Annotated in this window: 25 protein-coding genes; 8 read left to right on the forward strand and 17 right to left on the reverse strand. The window is 74.3% G+C overall.

Annotated elements, in window-relative coordinates; all coding sequences use genetic code 11:
• Positions 1 to 2: 2 nt before the first annotated feature.
• The 15 genes from hypF to ABD340_RS42820 all read right to left on the reverse strand — a co-directional run bounded on the left by hypF (position 3) and on the right by ABD340_RS42820 (position 15,400).
• Positions 3 to 2,264, reverse strand: coding sequence for a carbamoyltransferase HypF (hypF, locus tag ABD340_RS42750; RefSeq protein ID WP_344597246.1), 2,262 nt, complete (start codon positions 2,262 to 2,264; stop codon positions 3 to 5).
• Entirely contained in the window at positions 2,261 to 2,902 is a 642-nt protein-coding gene (locus tag ABD340_RS42755; RefSeq protein WP_344597248.1) for a D-sedoheptulose-7-phosphate isomerase, read from the reverse strand. The genes hypF and ABD340_RS42755 overlap by 4 nt, the downstream gene beginning before the upstream one ends.
• Positions 2,899 to 3,105, reverse strand: coding sequence for a HypC/HybG/HupF family hydrogenase formation chaperone (locus tag ABD340_RS42760; RefSeq protein WP_344597249.1), 207 nt, complete (start codon positions 3,103 to 3,105; stop codon positions 2,899 to 2,901). The genes ABD340_RS42755 and ABD340_RS42760 overlap by 4 nt, the downstream gene beginning before the upstream one ends.
• Positions 3,102 to 3,719, reverse strand: coding sequence for a D-sedoheptulose-7-phosphate isomerase (locus ABD340_RS42765; RefSeq protein ID WP_344597250.1), 618 nt, complete (start codon positions 3,717 to 3,719; stop codon positions 3,102 to 3,104). The genes ABD340_RS42760 and ABD340_RS42765 overlap by 4 nt, the downstream gene beginning before the upstream one ends.
• A 12-nt stretch (positions 3,720 to 3,731) precedes the next feature.
• Positions 3,732 to 4,103, reverse strand: a complete 372-nt coding sequence (locus ABD340_RS42770; protein WP_344597252.1) for a helix-turn-helix transcriptional regulator — start codon at positions 4,101 to 4,103, stop codon at positions 3,732 to 3,734.
• A 108-nt stretch (positions 4,104 to 4,211) separates the two neighbouring features.
• The gene (locus ABD340_RS42775) at positions 4,212 to 5,579 is read right to left on the reverse strand and encodes an alkaline phosphatase family protein (RefSeq protein WP_344597253.1); all 1,368 of its coding nucleotides are present in this window, start codon (positions 5,577 to 5,579) and stop codon (positions 4,212 to 4,214) included.
• Positions 5,576 to 6,751 (reverse strand): metabolite traffic protein EboE, encoded by a 1,176-nt coding sequence (gene eboE, locus ABD340_RS42780; RefSeq protein WP_344597255.1) that lies wholly within the window; start codon positions 6,749 to 6,751, stop codon positions 5,576 to 5,578. The genes ABD340_RS42775 and eboE overlap by 4 nt, the downstream gene beginning before the upstream one ends.
• 16 nt (positions 6,752 to 6,767) lie before the next feature.
• Positions 6,768 to 7,631: a TatD family hydrolase gene (locus ABD340_RS42785; RefSeq protein WP_344597256.1), complete on the reverse strand. Its 864-nt coding sequence runs from the start codon at positions 7,629 to 7,631 to the stop codon at positions 6,768 to 6,770.
• Positions 7,628 to 8,269, reverse strand: coding sequence for an EboA domain-containing protein (locus ABD340_RS42790; protein WP_344597257.1), 642 nt, complete (start codon positions 8,267 to 8,269; stop codon positions 7,628 to 7,630). The genes ABD340_RS42785 and ABD340_RS42790 overlap by 4 nt, the downstream gene beginning before the upstream one ends.
• Positions 8,266 to 9,096 (reverse strand): sugar phosphate isomerase/epimerase family protein, encoded by an 831-nt coding sequence (locus tag ABD340_RS42795; protein ID WP_344597258.1) that lies wholly within the window; start codon positions 9,094 to 9,096, stop codon positions 8,266 to 8,268. Before ABD340_RS42795 ends, ABD340_RS42790 begins: the two co-directional genes overlap by 4 nt.
• Complete coding sequence (locus tag ABD340_RS42800) at positions 9,093 to 9,980, reverse strand: SCO3242 family prenyltransferase (protein ID WP_344597260.1); 888 nt, start codon at positions 9,978 to 9,980, stop codon at positions 9,093 to 9,095. The genes ABD340_RS42795 and ABD340_RS42800 overlap by 4 nt, the downstream gene beginning before the upstream one ends.
• Positions 9,977 to 11,125, reverse strand: a complete 1,149-nt coding sequence (locus ABD340_RS42805) for an inositol-3-phosphate synthase (protein ID WP_344597262.1) — start codon at positions 11,123 to 11,125, stop codon at positions 9,977 to 9,979. Before ABD340_RS42805 ends, ABD340_RS42800 begins: the two co-directional genes overlap by 4 nt.
• A gap of 167 nt (positions 11,126 to 11,292) precedes the next feature.
• A complete protein-coding gene (locus ABD340_RS42810) occupies positions 11,293 to 12,246 on the reverse strand; it encodes a BadF/BadG/BcrA/BcrD ATPase family protein (RefSeq protein ID WP_344597264.1) in 954 nt (317 codons plus the stop codon).
• Positions 12,243 to 13,145: an N-acetylmuramic acid 6-phosphate etherase gene (locus ABD340_RS42815; RefSeq protein WP_344597266.1), complete on the reverse strand. Its 903-nt coding sequence runs from the start codon at positions 13,143 to 13,145 to the stop codon at positions 12,243 to 12,245. Before ABD340_RS42815 ends, ABD340_RS42810 begins: the two co-directional genes overlap by 4 nt.
• 35 nt (positions 13,146 to 13,180) lie before the next feature.
• Positions 13,181 to 15,400 carry an alpha-N-acetylglucosaminidase gene (locus tag ABD340_RS42820; RefSeq protein ID WP_344597268.1) on the reverse strand — a complete coding sequence of 740 codons (2,220 nt, stop codon included), beginning with the start codon at positions 15,398 to 15,400 and terminating at the stop codon, positions 13,181 to 13,183.
• 110 nt (positions 15,401 to 15,510) lie between these two features.
• Here ABD340_RS42820 and ABD340_RS42825 point away from each other — a divergent pair, with 110 nt between their 5' ends.
• The 8 genes from ABD340_RS42825 (at position 15,511) to ABD340_RS42860 (ending at position 23,188) form a co-directional block, all read left to right on the forward strand.
• Positions 15,511 to 16,827: an ROK family transcriptional regulator gene (locus ABD340_RS42825; RefSeq protein ID WP_344597270.1), complete on the forward strand. Its 1,317-nt coding sequence runs from the start codon at positions 15,511 to 15,513 to the stop codon at positions 16,825 to 16,827.
• A gap of 47 nt (positions 16,828 to 16,874) precedes the next feature.
• On the forward strand, positions 16,875 to 18,212 hold the full coding sequence (locus ABD340_RS42830; RefSeq protein WP_344597271.1) for an ABC transporter substrate-binding protein: 1,338 nt from the start codon (positions 16,875 to 16,877) through the stop codon (positions 18,210 to 18,212).
• Positions 18,202 to 19,158 (forward strand): carbohydrate ABC transporter permease, encoded by a 957-nt coding sequence (locus ABD340_RS42835; RefSeq protein ID WP_425547525.1) that lies wholly within the window; start codon positions 18,202 to 18,204, stop codon positions 19,156 to 19,158. The genes ABD340_RS42830 and ABD340_RS42835 overlap by 11 nt, the downstream gene beginning before the upstream one ends.
• 2 nt (positions 19,159 to 19,160) lie before the next feature.
• Positions 19,161 to 19,976: a carbohydrate ABC transporter permease gene (locus ABD340_RS42840; protein ID WP_344597273.1), complete on the forward strand. Its 816-nt coding sequence runs from the start codon at positions 19,161 to 19,163 to the stop codon at positions 19,974 to 19,976.
• A gap of 62 nt (positions 19,977 to 20,038) precedes the next feature.
• Positions 20,039 to 20,656, forward strand: coding sequence for a TetR/AcrR family transcriptional regulator (locus ABD340_RS42845; protein WP_344597274.1), 618 nt, complete (start codon positions 20,039 to 20,041; stop codon positions 20,654 to 20,656).
• The gene (locus ABD340_RS42850; protein WP_344597276.1) at positions 20,653 to 20,853 is read left to right on the forward strand and encodes a ferredoxin; all 201 of its coding nucleotides are present in this window, start codon (positions 20,653 to 20,655) and stop codon (positions 20,851 to 20,853) included. The genes ABD340_RS42845 and ABD340_RS42850 overlap by 4 nt, the downstream gene beginning before the upstream one ends.
• 1 nt (position 20,854) lies before the next feature.
• Positions 20,855 to 22,120 carry a cytochrome P450 gene (locus ABD340_RS42855; RefSeq protein WP_344597278.1) on the forward strand — a complete coding sequence of 422 codons (1,266 nt, stop codon included), beginning with the start codon at positions 20,855 to 20,857 and terminating at the stop codon, positions 22,118 to 22,120.
• 120 nt (positions 22,121 to 22,240) lie between these two features.
• A complete protein-coding gene (locus ABD340_RS42860; RefSeq protein WP_344597280.1) occupies positions 22,241 to 23,188 on the forward strand; it encodes an aminoglycoside phosphotransferase family protein in 948 nt (315 codons plus the stop codon).
• Here ABD340_RS42860 and ABD340_RS42865 read toward each other — a convergent pair.
• Both ABD340_RS42865 and ABD340_RS42870 read right to left on the reverse strand, forming a co-directional pair.
• Complete coding sequence (locus ABD340_RS42865; protein ID WP_344597281.1) at positions 23,170 to 23,853, reverse strand: response regulator; 684 nt, start codon at positions 23,851 to 23,853, stop codon at positions 23,170 to 23,172. The genes ABD340_RS42860 and ABD340_RS42865 overlap by 19 nt on opposite strands.
• Positions 23,850 to 25,436, reverse strand: coding sequence for a sensor histidine kinase (locus ABD340_RS42870; protein ID WP_344597283.1), 1,587 nt, complete (start codon positions 25,434 to 25,436; stop codon positions 23,850 to 23,852). The genes ABD340_RS42865 and ABD340_RS42870 overlap by 4 nt, the downstream gene beginning before the upstream one ends.
• Between the last annotated feature and the right edge of the window lie 194 nt (positions 25,437 to 25,630).

The raw sequence follows: 25,630 nt of genomic DNA on the forward strand, positions 1-25,630 counted from the left end.
CGTCAGGCCCGGTCGCGGGCCGCCGCGACCACCGCCTGCCCGAACGAGACGCCGCCGTCGTTGGGCGGCACGCGCGAATGGACCAGGACGCGGAACCCCTCCGCCTCCAGCCCGGAGACGACCCGTTCGAGCAGCACGAGGTTCTGGAACACGCCGCCGGACAGCGCCACCGTGCCGAGCCCGGTGCGCTCGCGCAACACCACCACCGCCCGAACGGCGGCACGGGCCAGCCCGTTGTGAAAACGCGCGGCGACCCGCTCGACCGCGACCCCGCCGAGCAGATCGCCGACCACCCCCCGCACCAGATCCCCGCCGGCGATGACCGGCTCCGCGCCGTTCTTGAGCTCGGCGGGGTAGGCACCTTGCTCGTCGGGGGCGACCAGTTGCTCCAGTTCGATCGCGGCCTGTCCCTCGTAGCGGACCGTGTCGCGGACGCCGACGATCGCCGCGACCGCGTCGAAGAGGCGGCCCGCGCTGGAGGTCAGTGGCGCGTTCAGGCCGGTGCGCGCCATGGCGGTCACCGCGGGCCACCGGTCGCGATGCCGCCGCACGATGTCGAGGTCGGGCACGGCGTCGCCGTACACGGAACCGAGATGGGACGCCGCCATCCGCCACGGCTCGCGGACCGCCGCCGCGCCGCCCGGCATCGGCACCGCCTCCAGGTGCCCGGCCCGCTCGAACCCGGCCAGGTCGGCGACCAGCAGTTCGCCGCCCCAGAGGGTGGCGTCGGTGCCGAAGCCCAGCCCGTCGAACGCGACGCCGATCACCGGGCCGGTCTCGCCGTTGTCGGCCAGGCACGCGGCGATGTGGGCGTGATGGTGCTGGACGCCCACTGTGTCCACGCCGTCCAGGTCCAGCGCGTACTTCGTGGACAGGTACTCCGGGTGCAGATCGTGGGCGACGACGGCCGGGTCGATGCCGAAGAGCCTGCGGAAGTGCGCGATTCCCTCGGTGAAAGACCGCAGCGTCTCGTGGTTGGCGAGGTCGCCGATGTGGTGGGACACGAACGCGCGGATGCCTTTGGCCAGGCAGAAGGTGTTCTTCAGCTCGGCCCCGCACGCCAGCACCGGACGCGGGAACGGGCGCGGCGCGGTCAGCGGCGCGGGCACGTACCCGCGCGAGCGCCGCACCGGCAGCTCCCGCCCGCGGAAGACGCGCACCACCGAGTCGTCGGTGCGGACGTGGATGGGCCGGTCGTGCGTGAGGAATCCGTCCGCGACCGCCGCCAGCCGCTCCGGGGCGTCGCGGTAGACGATCGGCTCGTCCGACACGTTGCCGCTGGTCAGCACGAACGGGCGGGCCAGGCGGCGGGCGAGCAGCTCGTGCAGCGGCGTGTACGGCAGCATCACCCCGAGGTCGCGGTTGCCGGGCGCCACCGCGTCCGCGACCGGCGCGCCGGGCAGGCGGGGCGCCAGCAGGACGGGACGGCGGATCCCGGTCAGCACCCGCGCGGCGGCCGGATCGAGGCGGACCAGTGTCCGCGCCGCCGCCTCGCCCGGCGCCATCACGGCGAACGGCTTGTCCTCGCGGTGCTTGCGGGCCCGCAGCTCGCGCACCGCGTGCTCGTGGTCGGCGAGGGCGGCGAGGTGGTAGCCGCCCAGGCCCTTGATCGCCAGGATCCGGCCGCGGAGCAGGAGGAGGGCCGCGGTCTCGACCGGCTCGCCGGGGAGCGGGGCGCCGTCCGGGCCGAGGAGCCGCAGGGACGGCCCGCACGCGGGGCAGCACACCGGCTGCGCGTGGAACCGCCGGTCGCCCGGATCGCCGTACTCCCGCTCGCAGTCCGCGCACATGCCGAACCCGGCCATGGTGGTGTGGCGCCGGTCGTACGGGACGTCGGTGATGATCGTGAACCGGGGGCCGCAGGCGGTGCAGTTGGTGAAGGCGTACCCGGACCGGCGTCCGGACGGGGCGGTCACCTCGGCGACGCAGTCCGCGCAGGTCGCGGTGTCCGGGGAGATCAGGGCGGACCGCGCCGGGGCGGTCGAGCTGGCGACGATCCGGAACCCGGCGGCCCCCACCGGCACGGCCGGTTCTATGTTGATCCGCTCCACCACGGCCAGGACGGGCGCCCGGCGTTCCAGGTCGGCGACGAAGGCCCTCAGGCGGGCCCGGTCGCCCTCGGCCTCGGCGAACACCCCGCCGGAGTCGTTGCCGACGAAGCCGGCGATCCCGTGCTCGCAGGCCAGCTCGTGCACGAACGGGCGGAACCCCACGCCCTGCACGATGCCCTCGACCCGGATCCGGATCCGCTCGGACGTGCTCAAAGGGCACCGTCGAGCGCGCGGTGGGTGAGCTCCCACAGCACGTGGTAGAGCGTCGTCTGCGCCTCCTGGATCCGGTGGACGGACGAGGACGGTACGACGAAGAGGTGCTCGACCGTCCCGGCCCGGGCCATCGGCCCGCCGTCGTACCCCGCGAAGCCCACCGTCAGCAGCCCGAGCCGGGCCGCCTCCTCGAAGGCGCGCAGCAGGTTGCCGGAGCCGCCGCTGGTCGACAGCCCGACCGCGATGTCCCCCCGCACGGCCAGCGCGGCCAGCCGGCGCGCGCAGGCCTGCTCGAATCCCACGTCGTTGGACAGGGCGGTCAGCGCGGCCACGTCGTGCGGCAGCGAGATCGCCGGGAGCGGCCGTGGCGGCCCTGCGAAAAGACCTGCGACCTGCTGCGCGTCGGTGCCGCTGCCGCCGTTGCCGAAGCAGAACAGCCGGGCGCCGGCGCGGAGGCGCGGCGCCATCGCCCGCGCGCACCGCACCAGGCCGTCCCCGTGGCGCTCCGCCAGGGCGGCGCGCAGCCCGGCGATCTCGGCGGCCTTGGCCTCGGTGGAGCGGCGGACGTCGTCGAGCAGCGCCGCGCCGTCGTCCGCCTCGTCGTACAGGAACGGGTACAGCGACTCCAAGCCGGTCATGACGCCTCCACGACCGCGATGGCCTCCTTGGCGTGCACCAGCACGATGTCGCCCGGTCCGGCGTCGACGAGCGCCACGCTGACCTCTTCGGGCCCCGCGTCGGTGTCGACGAGCGCCAGGCCGTCGCCCAGCAGTTCGCGCACCCGCACGGCGACGGCGGCGTCGGAGCAGGTGATGCACATGGCGTCATGGCATCGCGTCATCGGGCTGCCTCCGTTCCGAGCGACCCCGGCCGCTCCAGGAACACGTGCACCAGCTCCCACAGGACGTGGTAGGCGGTGACGTGCATCTCTTTGACGACGCGCGGGTCGTCCGAGCGGGCGATCACGACGTGGTCGACCGGCTCGGCGGCGATGCCGCCGCCGTCCCCGCCGGCCAGCGCCACGGTGCACATGCCCAGCTCCCGCGCGGCTCGCAGGGCGCGCAGGACGTTGGGGCAATGGCCGTCGGCCGAGATGCCGAGGGCGATGTCCCCGGGCGCGCCGAACAGCCGCACCTGCTCGGCGAACACCTCCGCGAGTCCGCGCGCGGCCGCGATCCCCGACAGCAGGGCGGCGTCGTCGGCCAGCGAGATCGCCGGCAGGGCGCGCTTGCCGACGACGACCGGGTGCACGAACTCCACGGCGACGTGCTGCGCGTCGGCCGCCGCGGCCCCGTTGCCGAAGACCAGCAGCCGGCCGCCCCGGTGAAAGCGCGCCGCCATGTCACGGCAGGCGCGGGCCAGCGCGTCCGCGTCCTCGCCCAGCCGCCGGCCGGGTTCGGCCCTGCGGCCGAACGCGGCCCGCACGGCCCCGCCCGCCGTTCTCTCGCCCAGCATGATCGGCCCTCCTCACGGTCGGGGGATCACGTGCGGATCCCGGCGGGACGGCGACGCGGACGACTTCCGCCACAGGGACAGGAAGCCGTCGAGCACGCTTCCGAGACGGGCCAGGGCCGACATCCGCGTCTCCAGGTCGGCCAGCCCCTCCGGGGTCAGCTCGTAGCGCCGGCGGGCCGGACCGGAGTCCGAGGGGACCCAGCTGGAGGTCACGAGCCGCCGCCGTTCCAGCCCGCGCAGCACGCGGTAGGCGTGCCCGGGCTCGACGTCCGGCACCCCCATGCCCGCCAGGCGCTCGATCAGGTCGTAGCCGTGCCCCGGACGCTCGTAGACGAGGAGGAGCAGGAACGGCTGGAGCAGGCTGCGCATCTCACCGCCGGACATCGGCTCTCCCCTCGGTCCGCGCGATCCCATGATCACTTTTACCCCGCGCGCACCGTGGAGGCCGCAAAGGAACCTCCCGGGTCCCCCATGGGGACAGAAAGATCTCCTCTACCGGCTGAGCCGCAGCAGCAGGTCCTTGACCTCGGTGGCGTGGTAGCGGTCGCGTGCCACCGAGGGGTCGGAGCAGATCAGCACGGGACCGTCCGCCGGGTCGGCGGGCAGCCGCCCGTGGGTGCCCCGCACCATGCGGCCGTTCAGCGGGACGACGTTCATCATGTAGCGCAGTCCGGCCTTCTTGCGCGCCAGGGCCATGGCCGCGCGCAGCTTCACGGCCCGGTCGGCGGGATCCATGAACAGCTCGGCCGGGTCGTAGCCCGGCTTGCGGTGGATCTCGACGAGCCGGGCGAAGTCGGGGGCGCGCGAGTCGTCCAGCCAGTAGTAGTACGCGAACCAGGCGTTGGAGGCGGCCACCGCCACCAGGTCCCCGGACCGCTCGTGGTCGAGCCCGGCCTCGGCCTTGCCGTCGGCGTCCAGGATCCGGTCCACGCCGTCCAGCTCGGCCAGCAGCGACCGCACCCGTCCCAGGTCGGCGGGGTCCCGGACGTAGACGTGCGCGATCTGGTGGTCGGCCACGGCGAACGCGCGGGAGGTCCACGGGTCGAGGTACTCCATCCCGTCCTGGGTGTGGACGTGGAGCAGTCCGGCCCGGCGCAGCGCGCGGTTGATCTCGACGGGGCGGGAGGCGCGGGTGATGCCGTACTCCGACAGCGCCACCGTGGTCGCGCCGCGCTCGCGCGCCGCCGCCAGCAGCGGGCCGAGCAGCTCGTCGAGCGCGGCGGCGGCCTGCCCGGCGCGCGGGTCGTCCGGGCCGTACCGCTGCAGGTCGTAGTCCAGGTGCGGGAGGTAGACCAGGGTCAGGTCCGGGCGCTCCTCGGCCAGCAGCAGCCGGGCGGCCCGGCAGATCCACCGGGAGGACTCCAGCCCCGCGCGCGGCCCCCAGTAGGTGAACAGCGGGAAGTCGCCGAGCCGCGCGGTGAGCCGGTCGTGCAGGGGTGGCGGCCAGGCGTAGCAGTCAGGCTCCTTGCGGCCGTCGGCGTAGTAGATCGGCCGGGGGGTGACCGTCCAGTCGACGTCCGCGCCCATCGCGTACCACCAGCACACGTTGGCGACGGTGTAGCCGGGATGCTCCCGCTTCAGCGCCTGCCACACCTTCTCTCCGCCCACCAGGGCGTTGTGCTGCCGCCACAGCAGCACCTCGCCCAGGTCGCGGAAGTACCAGCCGTTGCCGACCACCCCGTGCCCGCTGGGCAACTCCCCGGTGAGCAGGGTGGACTGCACCGAGCAGGTGACCGCGGGCAGGACGGTGCCCAGCTCGGCCTGGAACCCGTCGGCGGCGAGCTTGGACAGGTTGGGCATGTGCGGCAGCAGGCGCGGGGTGAGCCCGACGACGTCGAGCACGACGAGCGGCGTGGTCATAGCGTCTCCCGGGGGGCTGGGTGCGGGGCCGTCTCCGCGGAGAGGCCGAGGCGGACCAGTTCGGCCCGGGTCCAGTCGAGTTCGGCGGCGATGCCCTCGACCAGGTCCGGCTGGTCGCCCGGCAGCACCGTCCAGGTGTAGGTCTCCACTTCGACGTGGTCGGTGCGCGCCGCCGGGCCGCCGAACAGGGCGTTCAGCGCGGCGCAGAGGTCGGCGCGGGTGCTGGTGAGCGGGGCGGGCGGGTCGGCGTGCAGCGGCAGGTGGAAGTGCACGCGCCAGGGGCCGTCGACGGGCAGCCCGCCGGCGAGGGCGTCGGGCAGGTCGTCGGTCCGCCGGACGCCGTCCGCGGCGCGGGCGCGTGTCTGGTGCAGGTAGCGCGGCTCGGCGAACGCGGCGAGTTCCCTCCGGGCGGCGGACGGGTCCGCGGCGTGCAGCGCCGCCGACGCCTGCGTCTTCACCACGGGCAGCCCGGCCGCCTCCAGGCGGGCCAGTGCGGCGTCCGGCTCCTCGAACTCGACGGCCAGGTGGCAGGTGTCCATGCACACTCCCACGCGCGCGGTGTCCAGGTCGCTCAGGTGGCGGGCCGCGTCCGCGGTGGTCTGCACGACGCACCCCGGCTCCGGTTCCAGGCCGACCCGGATCGTCCGGCCGGTGCGCGCCTCCAGGTCGGCAAGGCCCGCGGCGAGAGCGTCCAGGTGGCGGCGGGCGCGGTCGTGCCGCTCGCCGTCCCACCAGGGGGCCCAGCCCAGCGGGAGCGTGGAGACGCTGCCGCGAACGGTGTCCTCGGGGAGCAGCGCGGCCAGCACCGCCGCGAGGTCGAGCGTGTAGGCGAGCCGGTCCGGGTCGGCCCAGTCGGGCAGGTAGACGTCGGTCTTGACGACCTCCCTGCCGAAGCCCGCGTAGGGGAACCCGTTGAGCGTCACCACCTCGAGGCCGCCCTCGGTCAAGGCGGCGCGCAGCTTCTCCAGCGCACCGGGGTAGGCGACGAGCACCGCGGCCACGGGGCGGGGCAGCCACAGTCCCACCGACAACCGGGGGACGCCGAGACGGCGCCGGACCGGGACCGCGTAACGGTGCAGCGCGTCGAGGATGCCGGGGAGGTCGTCGGCCGGGTGGACGTTGGCGCAGTAGGCCAGGTGGACGACGGTCCCATCGGGATGGCGCAGGCGCATGCAGTTCCCCCTGCCTTCAGGCCGTCGTCCGGGGCGTGCCGCGCAGCACCGAGTTGCCCGCGAACAGAGCCTCGCCTCCGGCGGGGGTATCCAGGTCCAGGCGTCCGCTCTGGCCGTAGAACTCGACGGGGTTGCGCCAGAGCACGCGGTCCACGTCGTCCTCGGTGAACCCGGCGGCGAGCATCGCCTCGCCGGTCCGCACGGTCTTGAGCGGATCGCTGCGGCCCCAGTCGGCCGCGGAGTTGACCAGGATCCGCTCGGTGCCGTACTCGCGCAGGACGGCCACCATCCGGTCCTCGTCCATCTTGGTGTCGGGATAGATGGAGAACCCCATCCAGCAGCCCGTCCCGGCCACCAGGCCCACGGTGACCTCGTTGAGGTGGTCGATCACCACCCGTCCGGGCGGGAGCCCCGACTCGCGCACCACGTCGAGCGAGCGGCGGGTGCCGGCGGCCTTGTCCCGGTGCGGGGTGTGCACCAGCGCCGGGAGGCCGTGTTCGGCGGCCAGCGCCAGCTGGTGCGCGAAGACCTCGTCCTCCTCGGGCGTCATCGAGTCGTAGCCGACCTCGCCGACCGCGACCACCCCGTCCTTCTCCAGGTAGCGGGGCAGCAGGTCCAGGACGGGCCGGCAGCGCGGATCACCGGCCTCCTTGGGGTTCAGCGCCATCGTGCAGTGGTGCCGGATGCCGAACTGCGCGGCCCGGAACGGCTCCCAGCCCACCAGCCCGTCGAAGTAGTCGGCGAAGGTGCCCACCGATGTGCGCGGCTGGCCGAGCCAGAACGCGGGCTCCACCAGCGCCCGCACCCCGGCGGCGTACATCCGCTCGTAGTCGTCGGTGGTGCGCGAGGTCATATGGATGTGCGGGTCGAAGATTCTCACCGGACCTCCAGGAAACGGGCCACGTCGGGGGGTACGTCTCGTCCTGCGGCGGTGCGCTCGCGCGCGAAGTCGGTCATCATCCGGGCCAGCTCGGCGTCGGCGCGCTCGTCGAGACCGGCCACCAGGGCCAGCGGCACGCCGGTGAACACGCACTTGAGGACCGCCTGCCGCCAGGCGTGCCCGGTCAGCCGGGCCGCCGCGTAGGGGCCCAGGGCGGCGGCCACCAGCCGGGAGTCGTTGCTGCGCAGCGCGTCGTGGAGCAGCGGCAGCGCGGCGTGCCCCACCTCCGCGCCCAGGGCGTCCAGCGAGCGCAGCACGCCGCGGCGCTCGTGCGCGTCGCCGAAGCGGTACAGGTCGGCCAGCCGCGCCGCGAGGGGCTCGCCGGTGCACGGCAGCGCGAGCAGCAGCGTCACCCGGGCCGCGTCGTCCACGCTCCAGCCGGGCGGCGCGGGCAGGGGACCGCGCCCGCAGCGGCGGCCGACCGCGGGCAGCAGCACGGCGGCGGCCGCCGGATCGCCCGAGACGCTCTCCCGGGCCAGGCCGAGCCAGGCGGCCGCGTCGGGGCTCAGGACCGGGTCCAGCGCCAGGCCGAGTTCCGCGCGCGCGGCCTCCCGCGTGACCAGGCCGTCCCCTGTCATGAGACGCCCTTGAGGAACTCCAGCGAGCGGCACGCGGCTCCCGGGGCGTCGTGCCCGTGCCTGGGCAGCTCCACCGCCACCAGCCCGCCGTAGCCGGTCTCCTCCAGCGCCTTCATGACCGGCGGGAAGTCGATCTCGCCCGCGCCGAACTCCAGGTGCTCGTGGACGCCCCGCCGCATGTCCTCGATCTGCACGCCCGCCAGCCGCGGCCCGGCCCGGAGCACGCAGTCCGGCACCGGCTCCCCCTCCAGGCACCGGCAGTGGCCGATGTCGAGCATGATCCCGAAGCGCTCCGGGTCGCCCAGCCGGGCGGCGAGCCGCTCGTAGCCGGCGATCGTGTCGACGAACATCCCGGGTTCGGGCTCGAAGGCGAGCGTGACGCCGCGCTCGTCGGCCAGCCGCAGCACCTCGGCGCAGCCCCGGGTCAGCCGGTCCCAGAGCACGTCCGAGGGCTCGTCGCCGACGGCCGTTCCGCTCCAGAACGACACCGCCTGCGCGCCGAGGTCCTCGGCGATCCGGACCGCGCGCAGCAGCAGGTCGGTCCGGCGGCCGGCGCCGTCCGCCGACAGCAGCGTCGGCTGGTGCTTGCACCACGGGTCCAGCAGGTACCGCGCGCCCGTCTCGACCACCACGGAAAGGCCCAGCTCCGCCAGGCGCGCCGCGACCCGGCCGACGGCGCGCGGCAGGTCGGGCGCGAACGGGTCGAGGTGCCGGACGTCCAACGTCAGCGCGACGCCGTCGTACCCGAGCCCCGCCAGGACGGCCAGCGCGTCGTCCAGCCGGTGGTCGGCGAAACCGTTGGTCCCGTACCCGAAGCGCGGCCTCATGTCGGCGACACCTTCCGCGCCAGCCGCCGGGCCAGCGGGTGGGCCGGGACGAGCGCCAGCGCCGCCGCCGGATGCCCGCGCGCGGCCGTCAGCGCCGCCTGCAACGGGATCAGCCCCAGGATCCCCGCGCCGACCGCCCGGCGGACCCGATCGGCGCTCGGCTCCCGTACCGCCTCCGCCTGGGGACGGCTGACCGCGCCGGCGTAGGCGCACAGCAGCCCGGCGGCCACCGCCCGCGACGGCCCGGACCTGCGCGCCGCGCGGATCTGCGCCGCCGCCAGGGGCACGACCGGCGCGTTCGCGGCGCAGGCCCATCCGACCCGGCGGGCGGACGTCCCCGCGACCTCGCCCCGGCTCAGCAGCGTGACCGCGTAGGTGTGGGCGCCGACGGTGACGGCGGCGGGCAGCGCGTCCCGCCATCCGCCCAGCGCGGGCGCCGCGCCGAGCATGACGTCGAGCCCGCGGCACAGCGCCATCCCGGCCGGGGCGGCCGGGGTTCGCTTCAACAGCAGGTCGTAGGCCCAGACCGCGCCGGCCAGGGGGATCGCCGTTCCGAGCGCCCGCCGCCCGCCGGCCGCGGCGGCCAGCGCGATCCCGGCACCGGTCAGCCCGGCCGCGACGGCGAGCGCCGTCCCCGGCCGCACCCGCCCGGAGGGGATCGGGCGCTCGGGACGCTCGTCCGCGTCCAGCCGCCGGTCGGCGTAGTCGTTGAGCGCCATCCCGCCCCAGTACAGGCACACCGACGAGGCCGCGAGCGCCGGGCCGCGCGCCCCGCGCAGGGCGCCGGCCGCGGCCGCGCCCGACAGCACGTCGCCGGGCACCGAGAGCGCCGCCGGTGCGCGCACCAGTTCGGCCAGGTCCCGCAGCCTCGTCCCCGCGCTCACCGGCAGCCCCGCGCGGCGAAGGAGCACAGCAGGTCGTACTGGGCGGCCAGATCGTGCGTGCCGGTGCCGATCGGGTCCTTGAAGAAGTAGGCCAGCTCGGGCAGCGGGCCGGCGCGCCCGGAGGCGTGCGCCGCGGCGACGAGCCGGGCCAGGTCGAGCACCAGCGGGGCCGCCAGCGCCGAGTCGTACCCCTGCCAGGTGAACTGCAGCGACATCCGCGCCCCCAGGAAGCCCTGGAAGGTCACGTGGTCCCAGACGGTCTTCTGCTCGCCCAGATCGTCCACGTAGTCGATGTGCAGCGGGCCCTCGACCGGGTAGCCGAGCGTCTCCGACACCAGCCGCCGCTTGGAGTTCAGCTTGCTGGCCGCCACCTGCGGGTCGGCCAGGTTGGCGCCGTCGCCGCCGCCCAGCAGGTTGGTGCCCGACCAGGAGTTCACCCGCAGGTTGCGCCCGGCGAACATCGGCGCCAGCACCGCCTTGAGGAGGGTCTCGCCCGTCTTGCCGTCGTTGCCGGCGTACGGCACCGCGCGTTCCCTGGCGAGCTCTGCCAGCGCGGGCAGCCGGGCGCCCACCGAGGGGGTGAAGTCCACATGCCCGCAGCCGCTCTCGAACGCCGCGTACGCGTAGCAGGCGCTCGCGGGCAGCACCAGCGTGCCGGTCCCGACCGCCCGGCGGAGGTCGTCGAGCGTGGCGTGCTCGGGACGGGACGGCGTGGGCGGCTCGGTCGACGACACGTTCACCACGACCACCCGGTCCAGCGCGTGCCGGTCACGGAAGGCGGCGATGTCGGCGGACAGCCGCTCCAGCGTCCCGGCCAGGTCCCGGGTCCGGCCGTCGGCGCCGCCGGTGACGATGTCGTCCTCCACTGCGGCCAGTTCGCCGTGCAGCCGGGCGGGCAGATCCGCGGGGACGACGCCCGCGTGCGCGAGTTGCTCGGCGCGCTTGGTGAGCGGGACGTCGGAGAGGTCGTGGCCGCCGAAGACCAGCTCGGCCGGTTGGGGCAGGCCGTCGCCGGGGAAGCCGGGCCGCTCGGAGACCATTCCGGTCGTCCCGGCGAGCCCGGCCCGCACCGCCAGCGCGCCGATGACCGCCGTGGTGGCCACCGACCCGCGGGCTCCCGCCAGCCATACGCCAGTACCGCTCATGTCAGGGTCCTTGCTCGAAGTCTCGTTCCAACCGGATGAGATGACAGCGGGATTGGTGCCGGGTGACTACGCCTTCACGATCGGATAAGAACCCGACTTTGTCCAGACAGTGCGAGAAGTTCGGTGAGATTTGATGAAAGACCCTGAGCGTTCTGCAAAAGGGACCACTACGTGGTGAAGAGGTAGAGGTAGGGGTCGTGCGGCCGGACCGAGCCCGCGGCGGCGGACCGGGCCAGGGCGAGCGCGCCGTCGGCGGACGTGCCGAGCGGCGGGGTGAAGCGGGCACCGGGGACGAGCGCCCGCACGGTGCTCTGGAACGGCTCCATCAGCAGGTCGGCGGCGTCGAAGAGGCCGCCGCCCCAGGAGAAGAGCGGCTCGAGCCCGGACGCCGCGGCGGCCGCGGTCTGGCCCAGCTGGCGGCCCGCCTCGGTCCAGATCCCCTGGGCGACGGCGTCCCCGGCCCGGGCCGCCTCGCCCACCGCCGGGGCGAACGAGGCCAGCAGGTGCGCCGCGGCCGCCGACTCGTAGACCTGTGCCACCAGGTCGAGCGGAGGCCCGAAACGGGCCGTCAGACGGTCGAGGAGGGCGGGCGACCCGCCGGCCCGGCCGTCGTGCGCCCGCAGCGCGGCGTGCATGCCCTGCATGCCGATCCAGGCGCCGCCGCCGTGGTCGCCGAGCAGATGCCCCCACCCGTCGGACTGGTTCCAGACGCCGTCCAGGTCGGTGCCGAGCGTGATGACCCCGGTGCCCACGGCGATGACGACGCCCGGCCGGGACCCGAGCGCGCCGACGTGCGTGGTCACCGCGTCCCCGGCGACGACGAGCGCCTCCAGGCCGAACGGCTCCCGGAGGGCCTTCCAGAGCGTGCCGGGGTCGCGGACCAGACCCGGTATCCCGGTGACGCCGATCGCCATGGCGGCGAGCCGTTCGAACCCCGGACCGGGCCTGGCGTCGGCGACGATCCCGGCGATCAGCGGCGCGAGCCGGTGCAGGTCGACCATCCCCTTGTCACGCGGCACCGGGACGGCGCGCTCGCCGTGCCCGCCGGTGCCGTACGCCTCGATCCGCACCCTGATCCCGCCGCCGCCGACATCGACGCCGGCGAAGCCGGCCCGGCTCATTCGGCGCGCCCGCCCAGCGCGGCGACGGCCGCGCGGACGCCCGGGTGCTCCTCCAGCGCGGCCCGCGCCCGCGCCGGCGGGCAGCCCGTCAGCAGCCGAACCAGTGCCTCGGGGATCCGCCCGTCCGCCTCGGCCAGCGCGGCGCGGCAGACCGGCGCCGGCTCGCCGGACGCCTCGGCGAGCAGCGCCACCGCACGCTCGCGCAGCTTGGCGTTGGTGGCCACAAGCCCGACCATGAGGTTGCCGTAGGTCCGGCCCGCCTTGATCATGAGCGCGGTCGAGAACGAGTTGAGCAGCACCTTGGTCGCCGTGCCCGCCTTGAGCCGGGTGGAGCCGGTCAGCGCCTCCGCCCCGGTGTCGGCGACCACGGCGATGTCGGCCAGCTCGCGCAGCGGGGCGTCCGGCACGCACGTGACCAGCACCGTCAGTGCCCCGCCGGCGCGGGCGGCGGCCAGCGCCCCGCGCACGTACGGCGTCGACCCCGACGCGGTCACCCCGACCGCCACGCTCGCGGCGTCCAGCCCCCCGGCGTCGGCGGCGCCCTGCTCCGCGGCGTCCTCGGCGTCGATGGAGGAGTCGGCGACGGCCGCGACGCCCCCGGCGAAGTGGGCGGTGAACAGGTCGCGGGGCACGCCGAACGTCGGCGTGATCTCCGTGGCGTCCAGCACCGCCAGCCGCCCGGACGCGCCGGCGCCGAAGTAGTGCACCCGCCCGCCCCGGGCCAGCCGGTCGTGCGCCGCGTCCACCGCCTCGGCGAGCGCCCCGGCGGCGCCGCGTGCGGCCTCGACGGCCCGCGCGTCCTCGTCGTGCAGCAGCCGCAGGACGTCGCGGGAGTCCAGCGCGTCGATGTCGGCGGTGCGCGGGTTCCGGCGCTCGGTCGGTGGTACTGCCCGGGTCATCGTGCTCCTCATCTGGCGTGATCGGATAGATCGGGTCAGGAGGGACGGGCGAACGGGGAACCGCCCCCGCCCGCGTAGGCGGTGAACAGGCGGCGCGACTCGGCGGCCAGGCCGCCCAGGTCGTCCGGCGATGGCGCCGGGCCGTCCCGGAGGAAGAGCTCGGCGCGTTCGACGAGCGCCTCGCGCAGCCGCGCCTCGTGCTCGGGGCCGGGCGCGGCGACCGCGCGGTCGAGCCCCTCCGCCCACAGCCGCCAGCGGTCGCGGTAGTAGCCGCCGACGAGCCCGGCCCAGTGCCGTCCCGCGTAGTCGTCGAGCAGGGGACTGGCCGCCGGCCCCCACGCCGTGATGACGCGGCGGGCGTTGTCCAGCAGGACCTCGCGCTCGGCCGGGCCGGAAGCCCAGGACAGCGCCTTGGCCTCCCAATGCCGGAAGGTGTACTCGTCCCGGCACGCCAGCATCCGGTCCAGGTCGCCGAAGACGCGCAGGAACCGGTCGGCGCGGGGCGCGCTCGCGCCGCCGGACCGCACCGCGTGCTCGACGGTGTCGAGGTGGAGGCGGTCGGCGACCCTGGCCATGTACGCGATGCCGACCTCGGTGAGATCGTGCCCGAGGGGACCGTCCAGCAGATCGCGATGGCGCTCGGCCACGCCGATCAACCGCTCCCACGCCGCCGCCAGCGCGTCCGGCCGGTACCAGAGGGCGCGGGCGGTGTCGGCGCGCAGCCGTTCCAAGCCGTTCAGGTCCGGTCGCACGGTGATCCACTCGTACGAGGGCGGCGCGGTGATGACGCCGTTGAACTGCTCCGGGAAGATCCGCAGGCCGCGCGCGTCGTAGACGGTGTCCAGGAGCCCGCGCCACGCGGCCTGCAGGCCGGCCGTCCAGCCGCCCTCGCCGTACCGCTGGACGACGAAGGCGTCGAGCCATGCCTCGACGTCGGGGACCCGGTTCCAGAGCTGGTCGGCGACCAGCTCGAAGAAGACCGGGTTGTTGCGCGTGGCCTCCATGGACAGGCCCAGACCGGTGGGCGGGTTGGGCGCCGCCAGCGCCGCGTCGACCGCCGGCGGGACGGCGCGCAGATCGGCGACCGGATCGGTGCGGCCGCCGAAGTTCAGCAGGGCGCACCAGAGCCACGGCTTGCCGGAGAATCCGTCGAAGCGCGTCCATTGGGGGTCGTGCTCGGCCCACAGGTCCGCCACGAGCATCCGGTCGTCGGGGATGGCGCCGAGGAAGGCGGTGACCCGCTCCTCGGTCCAGAACTCCCCCTGGTAGGAGAACGGCCACGCCTGCATGACCCAGACCGCGTCCGGGTCGGCGGCCCGCAGCCCGTCCAGCGTCGCGGCCGCCACGCGTCCCGGGAAGGCCGGGTCGGCTTCGACCGGGATCATCTCGATGAACGGGTCGGCGGCGTACCGGTGATCGGTGCCGAACAGCTCGATCTGGGCGCGCGCGATCTCGGCGCCGATCCGCTCGTACAGGGGGTCGGACGGGTCGAGCACCCAGGTGCCGAACCCCTGCCAGTCACGATGGCCCGCCCGGCCGGCCCCGGCCGCGACCTCCTGCGGGACGTGCCCGGTGAAGGCCGGGAGCACCGGTGCCATGCCGAGGGCGCGCTCCCGGTCGAGGATGCGCTTCCCGAGGTCGGCGTGCGCGTTGATCCAGGACGAGGGGAGCGGCCCGGCGAAGCCGTCCAGGCACCCCATGAACTGGAACGGCAGGTAGCCCGGCCCGCCCAGGAACTCCCGGATCGCCTTGTCTTCCAGGCCGAGCCTGGAGTAGGCGGTGCGCAGCGCGGCCTCGTGCCCTGTGACGGCCAGCGGCATGGTGATGCCGTGCAGGGCCATCCAGTCGATCTCACGTTCCCAGTCGGGCCAGTCCCAGTAGGGCATCGTGTAGCTGAAGGTGCAGAAGTTGAGGTAGTAGCCCTCGCGCACCCGCGCGGACCCCCGGCTCGGCGGCGCGTCCGGGAGGGAGCCGGGTCGCAGCGGCAGCAGGGTGTCCCAGCCCACCGACAGGCCGCAGCGCTCCCGGAGGTAGTGGTGCAGCGCGACGGACGCGCTCACCCCGTCGGTCGCGGCGATGGTCAGCGCGCCCCGGCCGGCCTCATACTCATAGCCGCGCCGCTCGGCGCGACCGCGGCCGGCCTCCTCCAGCGGGACGAACCGGACCGCCTCGGCGACGGGCCCGAGGACGCGGTGGGCGAGCCCCCCGGCGGCCTCCGCCCACGCCGGTGACCGCTCGCCGTCTCCGGTCGTCATCGCAGGTCACGGCCCTTTTCGAATTAGTTCCGTACGGTCCATAATTAATATGCTAGCGTACCGCCCCAATCGGGTCCGGACGGTCGGCGACGGGGGAGGTCGGAGCGGTCATGGAGCAGGTGGTCGCCGCGGACACGCGGTTCATGCGGGAGGTCAACGCCGCCGCCGTGCTGCGCAGGCTGCGGTCCGAGCCCAGCATGAGCGTCTCCGCGCTGGCCAAGGCCGTGGGCCTGTCCCGGCAGGCGGTCACCCGTTCGCTGAACGCGCTGGCCGAGGAGGGCCTGGTCGAGTTCGGCCCCCTCGACCGCGACTCCACCCGCGCCGGTCGCCCCGCGCAGCTGGTGCGGTTCCGCGCGGAGGCGGGCCACGTCCTCGGCCTCTCCATCAGCCCGCAGGACCTGCGGGTCGCGGTGGCCGACCTCGCCGGGACGACCTCCTCGAGCCGGGTGGTCCAGCTCCCCTCGGGCCTGGGCGGTGAGCAGGCGGTGGAGACACTGCTGTCCACGATCGGGGCGGTGCTGGAGCCGGCGGGCCTCACCGTCGGCGACATCTGGTTCGCCACGGCCGGCACGCCGGGCATAGTCGATCCGGCCACCGGGGTCGTCAAGCTGATCCCGAGCATGCCCGGCCTTGGCGGCGACGTCCTCGTGCGGCGCCTGAAGGAGTCCCTCGGCTGCCCGGTCTACGTGGACAACGACGTCAAGCTCGCCACCCAAGGCGAGCGGTGGCGGGGCGCCGAGCGGCGCGAGGACTCCCTGGTGATGCTCCACTGGGGCGAGCGCGTCGGCGCCGGGATCGTCCTGAACGGCGAGCTGTACCGCGGTGCGTCCAACGACGCGGGCGACGTCGGCTTCCTCGACGTGTTCGCGGACGGCGACGGCACCGCTCCCGCCGCGCCGGGCCCCGGTGCGGCGGGTCGTAGGGCGGCGGGTCCTGGTGCGGCGGGCCCCGCCGCCCGGCACCCGCACGGCCTCGGCCCGTTCGAGCGGCGCGTCGGCGGGGCGGAGATCGTGCGGCTGGCCGCGGCCGCCGCCGAACGCGACGGCGACGACGCCTTCCGCGCCCGGATCGAGGCGGCGGGGGAGCGCGCCTTCGACGCCGTCCTGGACGCCGTCGCCGCCGGCGCACCGGCCGCGCTGGAGGCCATCGACGTGGTCGCCGGCCGCTTCGCCCGGGGCGTCGCCGCGATCCGGGCGATCCTCGACCCGCGGCTCGTGGTCATCGGCGGGCCGCTGGCCAGATGCGGCGAGACGCTGCTGGACGCCGTCCGGCGGCACCTGGCCGGGCAACCCCTGGGGCAGCCCGCCCTGGAGGTCTCCACTCTCCGCGACGACGCCGTGGTCCACGGCGCCCTGCGCCATTCGATCGGCGAGATCGAGCGGAGCGCGCTCGGCCTGGCCCGCGGCGGCCGCCAGGAGACCCGATGACGGTCCCGACACCGGCCCCCACCGGTAACCGACGGAGGAGAACAGTCATGCGCAAGACGACACCGGCCCGCAGCAGGCGCGCGGCGCTCGTGGCGCTCGGCACGACGGCGGCGCTCGCGCTGACGGCCTGTGCCGGCACCGGCGGTTCGAGCGCGGGCCCGGCCCAGAAGATCGACGTGTCCACCGCCGTTCCGAAGGAACCGGTGACGCTCACCCTCGCCTACACCGACGACCCGCCGGCCAAGGCGCTCATCGAGGGCTTCCGGAAGAAGCACCCGAACGTCACCGTCAAGCCCCAGCAGACGCCCTTCAAGGACTACGTCAAGTCGATCAAGCTGTCGATGTCGTCCGGCGAGCCGCCGGACATCGCCCAGTACAACCCCGGTGCGATGAACTCCCTGGTCCCCGCCGGGCTCATCCTCGACCTGGGCCCCTGGGCCAAGGCCTACGGCTGGGACACCAAGTTCCCCAAGGCCTCCCTCGAGGTCCTCAGCTCCGACAAGTCGGCCAAGCGTTTCGGCACCGGGTCCCTCTATGCCGCGCCCGGTGCGCTGTCCGTGCTGGGCGTGTTCTACAACAAGAAGATCCTCGCGAAGGCGGGTGTCAAGGCACCGCCCAAGACGCTGGCCGAGTTCGAGGCGGCGCTGCAGAAGGTCAAGGACGGCGGGAGCACCCCGCTCAGCGTCGACGGGCTGGAGGTCGGCGGGTTCCACCTGTGGAACGCGCTGCTCAACGTGACCGGCGACGTCAACGCCTACCGGTCCTGGGTGTACGGCCAGCAGGGCGCCACGATCAAGAACCCGGGCGCCCGGAAGGCCACCCAGACCCTCGCCGACTGGGCGCGCAAGGGCTTCATCCCGGCCGGGGCGAGCGCCACGTCGACCGTCGACGCCCGCGCGAACTTCACCCAGGGCAAGAGCGCGTTCACGGTCACCGGGAACTGGGCCGCCTCCGCCGTCGAGTCGGAGATGAAGGACGACGCGGGGTTCTTCCTCATGCCCCCGGCATCGGGCACGACCGCCAAGGTCGCCTCGGGCGCGAGCGTCGCCTACGCCGTCTCCTCCAAGACCAAGCACCCCAACGTCGCCGCGGCGTTCCTCGACTACCTCGGCTCGCCCGAGGCCGCCAAGATCCAGTTCGACACCGGGTTCATGCCGGTCGACACCAAGGCCGAGGTGGGCGCCAAGGGCCTGCGCGGGGACATCGCGTCCCAGTTCGCCCCGGTGGCGGCCGGCAACGGGATCGTCCCCTTCCCCGACTTCGCCTCCCCCGGGATGATCGACAAGCTGACCCCCGGCGTCCAGGGCCTCATCGGCGGCAAGACCACTCCCGACGCCTTCCTGGACTCCCTGCAGCAGTCGTGGAACGAGCACCATGGCTCATGACGTGAGAGCCCCCGTCTCCCCGCCGCGGTCCGGAGCTCCGGACCGCGGCGGGCGCGCCGGGCACGCGCGCCACCGCGGCCAAGGCCGGGGGCGGCGCGCCCGCGGCCTGCTCTACGTGCTGCCCGCGCTCGCCGTGTACGTGGGGTTCGCCATCTGGCCGGCGGTGACCACGCTGCGCCTGTCCCTGCTGAAATGGGACGGCGTCCTGCCCGCGACCTGGGTGGGCCTGGACAACTACACCAGGATCGTCCGGGAGCCGGCCCTCTACGAGGCGATCCTGCACGCCCTGGTGCTGATCGTCTTCTTCTCGTTCATCCCCATCGTCATCGGGCTGCTCATGACGGCGCTGCTGATGGGCAAGGTGCAGCGGGGGATGACGTTCTTCCGCACCGTCTTCTTCCTGCCCCAGGTGCTGCCGCTGGTCGCCGTCGGGGTCACCTGGCGCTGGCTCTACAGCGAGTCCGGCGTCGTCAACCAGCTGCTCGGCGCGGTCGGCCTGGACTCGCTGACCAGGGCCTGGCTGGGCGACTTCCGGCTGGCGCTGATCGCGCTCGGGCTCATCGGAACCTGGACGATGAGCGGGCTGTGCATGATGCTCTTCCTGGCCGGCGCGCAGAAGATCGACCCGGCCCTGTACGAGGCGGCCACCCTGGACGGCGCCGGGCCGTGGCAGCGGTTCCGCAACGTCACGCTGCCCGGCGTGCGCAAGGAGATCACGATCGCCGGGGTCATCACCACGATCGCGGCGCTGGCCGGGCTCGACCTGGTCTTCGTCACGACCAACGGCGGCCCGGCCGGGCAGACCAACGTGCCGGCCCTGCTGGTCTACCGGCTCGCCTTCAACGAGGGCGACATCGGCGGCGCCAGCGCGCTGGCCGTCGTGCTGACCGTGCTCGTCGTGGTCGTCGTCAGCACCATCCGGTTCGTCAACAGGGACAAGGGTTGAGCATGCGCGTCGGGATCGGAGTCCGGTACGGGATCCTCATCGTGCTGGCGGCCACGGTGCTGGTGCCGTTCCTCGGCATCGCCCTGGCCGCCCTGCATCCCCCGGGCTCGCAGGTCGGCGGGCTGGGGCCGCCCGACGACTGGTCGTTGGAGGCCTTCACGCTCGCCTGGGAGCGGGGCGGTTTCACCGACCTCATGCGGTCGAGCGTCCTGATCGCGGTCTGCGTGGTGCCGCTCTCGGTGGTGCTGGCGACGCTGGCCGGGTACGGGCTGGCGGTCCTCAAGGTCTGGGGCGGCCGGACGCTGTCGGCGGCGTTCGTGCTGGGCCTCACCCTGCCCGTGGAACTGGTGGTGGTGGCGCTCTACTTCAACCTGCGCGAGGTCGGCCTCACCAACTCCCACCTGGGGATCATCCTCGCCGAGGCGGCGCTGTTCATGCCGTTCGGCGTGTACTGGATGCAGACGCACTTCTCCAGCGTCCCCAAGGAGCTGATCGAGGCGGCGCGCATCGACGGGGCCAAGGACGTCGGCGTGCTGCTCCGGGTGCTGCTGCCGGTCTCCTGGCCCGCGGTCACCACGCTGTCGGTCCTGTACTTCATGTGGTCGTGGAACCAGTTCCTCCTGGTCCTGGTCATGATGCAGGACCCCGAACGGCGGACCGCGCCGACCGGCCTGGGGCTCTTCGTCGGCCAGTACTCCACCGACGTCCCGCTGCTGGCCGCGGCCAGCCTGATCGTCATCGCCCCGATCGTCCTGGTGTACCTGGCGTTCCAGCGCAACTTCGTCAACGGCATCACGCAGGGCGCCATCAAGGGCTGACGCCGCAGCGGGCGCGCCTCCCGCGCTTGACGTATCAAATGAACACTCTTTTAATTCTTCCCATGGGGCGCATCGCGGGAGTGACCCCGGCCGAAACCCGGGAGCGGTTGCTGCGCGCAGCGGCCGACGCCTTCGCGCGGCGCGGGTACGACGGCACCCGCGTGGCCGACATCGCGGCCGCCGCGGGGGTGAGCAACGGCGCGCTGTACGCGCACTTCGGCTCGAAGGCGGAGCTGCTGGTGGCCGCACTGCGCACGCACGGCCGGCGGCTGCTGGCCGACCTGCTCGCCGCCGAGCCGGACCGATCGATCACCGAACTGCTGCTCGTCGCCGGCCGCGGCCTGCCCCGGCGCCGCGACGCCCGCGGCGATCTGGTCGTCGAGGCGCTGGTCGCGGCCCGCCGCGACGCGGACGTCGCCGGGCCGATGCGCGACTACATGGGGGAACGCGCCGACTGGCTCGCCGGCCTGGTGCGCCTTGCCCAGCACCACGGCGAACTCGACCCCGGGCTCTCGCCCGACGCGCTCGTCCACTTCTGCCTCCTGCTCGCGCTGGGCGGCGCGCTCGTCCCGCCGGAGCTGCACGCGGTCGACGACGGGGACTGGGCGGACCTGCTCATCCGCGTCGTGGCGGCCCTCGCCCCACCCGCCGACCCGGATCAGACGGGAGAACAACCATGAAGGTGCGAATCGACCCCGAACGGTGCCAGGGGCACGGCCGCTGCTACGACCTGGCCCCCGGCCTCTTCGTCGACGACGAGGAGGGCTACGGGACCGTCCTCGGCGACGGTGCCGTGCCGCCGGGCAAGGAGCGCGACGCGCGCCGGGCGGCCGCCAACTGTCCAGAACGCGCGATCGACGTCCTCGAGGAGGCGTGAGATGACCGCCGACGACCGTTTCCCCCGGGACCACCGGACCGGCCCGCCTCCCGGCACCCGCAACGAGATCGTCACCGGTCCGGTCGCGGACTGGGCGACCGACTTCTCCCATCTGGAACCGGAGTGGGCCGCCGATCCCTACCCGATCCAGGAGGAGCTGCGGCGGCGCTGCCCGATCGCGCGCACCGAGCGGTTCGGCGGCGGATGGCTGCCGACCCGGTACGAGGACGTCGCGTCGATCGCCTACGACACCGACCGGTTCTCCTCCCGGGCGGTCGTCATGAGCAACTTCCGCCCGTCGCGCGAGCGGGCGCCGGTGGGCGGCAACCCGCCGATCTCGTCCGACCCGCCGTTCCACGGCGACGCGCGCAAGCTGCTGCTCCCGGCGTTCACCAGGTCCGCGGTCGCCGGGCGGGAGGCGGCCACCCGGGCGTTCTGCCACTCGCTGATCGACGCGTTCGAGGGACGCGAGGTCGTCGACGCCGCCCACGACTACGCCGAGCACATCCCGACACGCGTGATCGCCGACATGCTGGGCTTTCCTCCAGAGGACGGCCCCCGATACCGCGAGTTCGTCGAGAACGCCCTCGAAGGCGTCAACCTGCCGGCCGACGAGCGCTTCGCGCGCGGGGAGAAGCTGTTCGACTACCTGCACGACCAGATCCAGGACCACCTCGACGACCCGCGCGACGACCTCACCACCTATCTCATCAACGCCGAACTCCATGGCGACAGGCTCGACCCGTCCCATGTCGCGGGCACGATGGCGCTGCTGCTGATCGCCGGGATCGACACGACGTGGAGCGCGATCGGCGCGTCGCTGTGGCACCTGGCCGGGACGCCCGCCGACCGGGAGCGGCTGGTCGCCGAGCCCGCCCTGCTGCCGGCCGCGATGGAGGAGTTCCTGCGCGCCTACGCGCCGGTCACGATGGCGCGGCTGGTCAAGGAGGACATGCACTGGAACGGCGTGGACATGAAGGCCGACGACTGGGTGCTGCTGTCGTTCCCCGCGGCCAACCGCGACCCCGACCAGTTCGAGCGTGCCGGCGAGGTCGTCATCGACCGCGAGGTCAACCGGCACGCCGCCTTCGGCCTCGGCATCCACCGCTGCGTCGGGTCCCACCTGGCGCGCATGGAGCTGCGCGTGGCCCTTGAGGTCTGGCTCGAACGGATCCCGGCGTTCACCCTGGACGACCCGGCGGCGGTGACCTGGTCCGCCGGCCAGGTCCGCGGGCCGCGCAGGCTGCCCGTCCGCATCACCGGCTGATCATGTCCGGTTAGGATGAGGGCATGCGTTGACGCCTGCCCGGCAGCCGGGCACCACCATGACCTCCTTCGTTACTCGGTCGCATCTCTGAACCGGACCCCACGAAGGAGGCCCCTTCACATGAGCACGCGTGCTCCCATCGACGTTCCGGACGCCTTCGCCGCGTCCTACGGCACCAACGGCGCCTCGGCCCGCGCCTGGATCGCCGGGCTGCCCCGCCTCGGCGGCGAATTCCTGGACCGCTGGGCGCTGCGGCCCGACGGCCCGGCCGCGTACGGCATGGCCTCGCTCGTCCTGCCCGTCCTCCGGGCCGACGGCACGCCCGCCGTCCTCAAGCTCCTACAGGTCAGGGAGGAGACCGCCGGTGCCGCCGCAGGCCTGCGCGCATGGCGGGGCGAGGGCATCGTGCGCCTGCTCGACCACGACGAGGCGACCGGCACCCAGCTGCTGGAGCGGCTGGACGCCACCAGGCCGCTGTCGTCGGTGGCCGACGACCACGAGGCGCTGACGATCCTGGCGGCCCTGATGGCGCGGCTGGCATCGGTCCCCGCGCCGGCCGGCCTGCGGCGGCTGGCCGACGTCGCCGCCGCCATGCTCGGCCAGGTCACCGGCGCCGTGCCCGCGCTGCGCGACCCGGCCGAACGGCGGCTGGTGCGCACCTGCGCGTCCGCCGTGGCCGAACTGGTCGGCGAGCCCGGCGACCGCCTGCTGCACTGGGACCTGCACTACGACAACATCCTGGCCGGAGATCGGGAGCCGTGGCTGGCCATCGACCCCGAACCGCTGGCCGGCGATCCCGGGTTCGAGCTGCTCCCGGCACTGGACAACAGGTGGGACGAGATCGTGGCCACCGGCGATGTGGAGCGCGCGGTGCTGCGCCGCTTCGACCTGCTGACCGAGGTGCTCGGCCTGGACCGGCGGCGCGCGACCGGCTGGACCCTCGGCCGCGTCCTGCAGAACGCGTTGTGGGACATCGAGGACGGCGGGACGGCGCTGGACCCGGCGCAGGTCGCCATCGCCACCGCGCTCCTGACCCGCCGGGCGGGTGGTCAGGCCTGCGGGTGGTAGCGGCGCTCGGGACGTCCCGTGCCGCCGTAGCGCAGCTGCACGACCGCGACGCCCGTCGTCGCGAACTGCTCCAGGTACCGGCGGGCGCTGGGCCGGGACAGCCCGGTGGCCTGCGCGCATTCGCTCGCGGACAGCCCCTCTGGGTGCTCGCGCAGCGCCTGCCGGACCAGCTCCGCGGTCTGCTCGCTCAGCCCCTTGGGCAGGCCGCGGGCGATCCGCGGGCGGGAGGCGAACATGTCGTCGACCTCCCGCTGGACGGCCGGGCCGCCGCGGGCCAGCCGGTGCAGCCGTTCCCGCAGTGATCCGACGTGCTCCAGCTGGGTGCGCAGCGCCGGATAGGAGAACGGCTTGATCAGGTAGTGCAGGGCGCCGCCGCGCATCGCGCCGCGGATGGTGCCGGCGTCCCGGGCCGCGGTGATCACCACGACGTCGGTGTCCGCGCCGGCCGGGTCGGCGCGCAGCTCGCGCAGCACGGTCAGCCCGTCGATGTCGGGCAGGTAGATGTCGAGCAGCACCAGGTCGGGGCGCAGTTCGCGGACGGCGCGCAGCGCCTGCGCCCCGGTGTGGGCCACCTCGACCACGGTGAAGCCCTCGGTCCGCTCCACGTAGCCGCTGTGGATCTTGGCGACCATGAAATCGTCGTCCACCACCAGGACCCTGATCACGACGGTGCCCCCGCGGCGAGCGGCAGCCGCGCGGTGAACTCGGCGCCGACGGCGTTGCGGACCTCCACCGAGCCGCCGCGGCGGGTGCAGGCCTGCCGGGTCAGCGCCAGCCCGAGCCCGCGCGGCCCGTACCCGGCGGCCTTGGTGGTGAAGCCGTGCGCGAAGACCTCCGCGGCGATGTCGGGCGCGACCCCGGGCCCGGAGTCGCGCACCACGACCGAGACCGCGTCGGCGTCGTGCCGGATCGCCACCTCGATCCAGTCGCCGCCGCTGCCGGCGAGCGCGTCCAGCGCGTTCTCCACCAGGTTGCCGATGACCGTGACCAGGTCGGCCGACAGCGGTTCGTCCACCGGGTCCAGCCGGCTGTCGGCGGCCAGCCGCAGCCCGATGCCGCGCTCGGCGGCCACGCTGGCCTTGGCGATCAGCAGCGCCGCGACCGCCGGGTCGCCGATCCGGGCGGTGACCTGGTCCTGCCACTGGTGGTGCGTCCGGCTGACCCGGTCCACGTAGTTGCGGACCTCGTCGTACTCGCCGAGCTCGATCAGCCCCGCGATGGTGTGCAGGCGGTTGGTGAACTCGTGCGCCTGGGCGCGGAGCGTGTCGGTGGCGCGCGCGGAGGTCTCCAGCTCCTCCCGCAGGGCCGCCAGCTCGGTGCGGTCACGCAGGGTGACCACCGCGCCGAGCCGCTGGCCGCCGTGCGAGATCGGCATCCGGTTGAGCACCAGCACCCGGCCCGCGCGCAGCACGATCTGGTCGGCGCCGCTGGCCCGGCCGGTGAGCACGTCGCGGAGCCGCTCGTTGACGGCCAGCTCGTCGACGGCGGTGCCCAGGCAGCCGTCCGGCAGCGCGAGCAGCCCCCGGGCCTGGTCGTTGACCAGCGTGATCCGGTGCTGCTGGTCCATGGCGAGCACGCCCTCCTTGATCCCGTGCAGCAGTGCCTCCCGGTGCTCGACCAGGCCGGTGATCTCCCGCGGCTCCAGGCCGAGCGTCTGCCGCTTCACCCACCAGGTGAGCAGCAGCGACCCGGCGAGACCGAGCAGCGTGGCGACGCCGAGCAGGGCGAGCGCGCCGGCGGGGGAGGCGGTGAGGCGGGTCAGGAGCCCGGGCATGGCCTTGTCGGCGGCGACGATGCCGATGATGTGCGGGCCCCGCCCGTCGCGGGGGGTGCCGATGACCGGCACGTGGGCGACGAGCCGGCCGTCGACCTCGCCGACCCAGGCCCGTCCGCGCGTCACCGTGCTCTCCCCGAGCGGCAGCGGCGCGTGCAGCCGGTCCGGGTCGGGGCCGGCCAGGACGCGGCGGTCCGGCCCGGTGATGGTCACCGCGTCGGCGCCGGACAGCGTGCGGGCGCTCTCGGCGAAGGTGGCCAGCGGGTCCCGCCGGACCGGATCGGCGAGGCTGCCGCGCACGCCGGGGGTGGCCGCCACGTTCTCGGCGACCGACAGCAGCTTGCCGCCCTCGGTGTCGACGAAGCCCCGGCCGGCCTGGACGGCGGAGATGCCCGCGACGCAGCCGAGCAGTGCGAGCACGATCACCATCTGCCAGGCGAGCAGCTGACCGGCGAGGGATCTGACCGGACTCACATGCCTGTCTCCTCTGCGTGACTGTGCGGCCTGACCGCGTGACCCGAGTCTGTGACCCGACTCACTATGGCATGCCGGCATGGAGGGGAGGACCGGGCGGACCGCGACCAGAATGACCAAAAGTATCGATACGCGCACAAGCGCACCCTGGAGCCCGGCACCCGGCATGATGGCGCCTCCTGCCCCGCCCTACC

This window comes from Actinomadura vinacea, assembly GCF_039532545.1.
Taxonomy (GTDB): domain Bacteria; phylum Actinomycetota; class Actinomycetes; order Streptosporangiales; family Streptosporangiaceae; genus Spirillospora; species Spirillospora vinacea.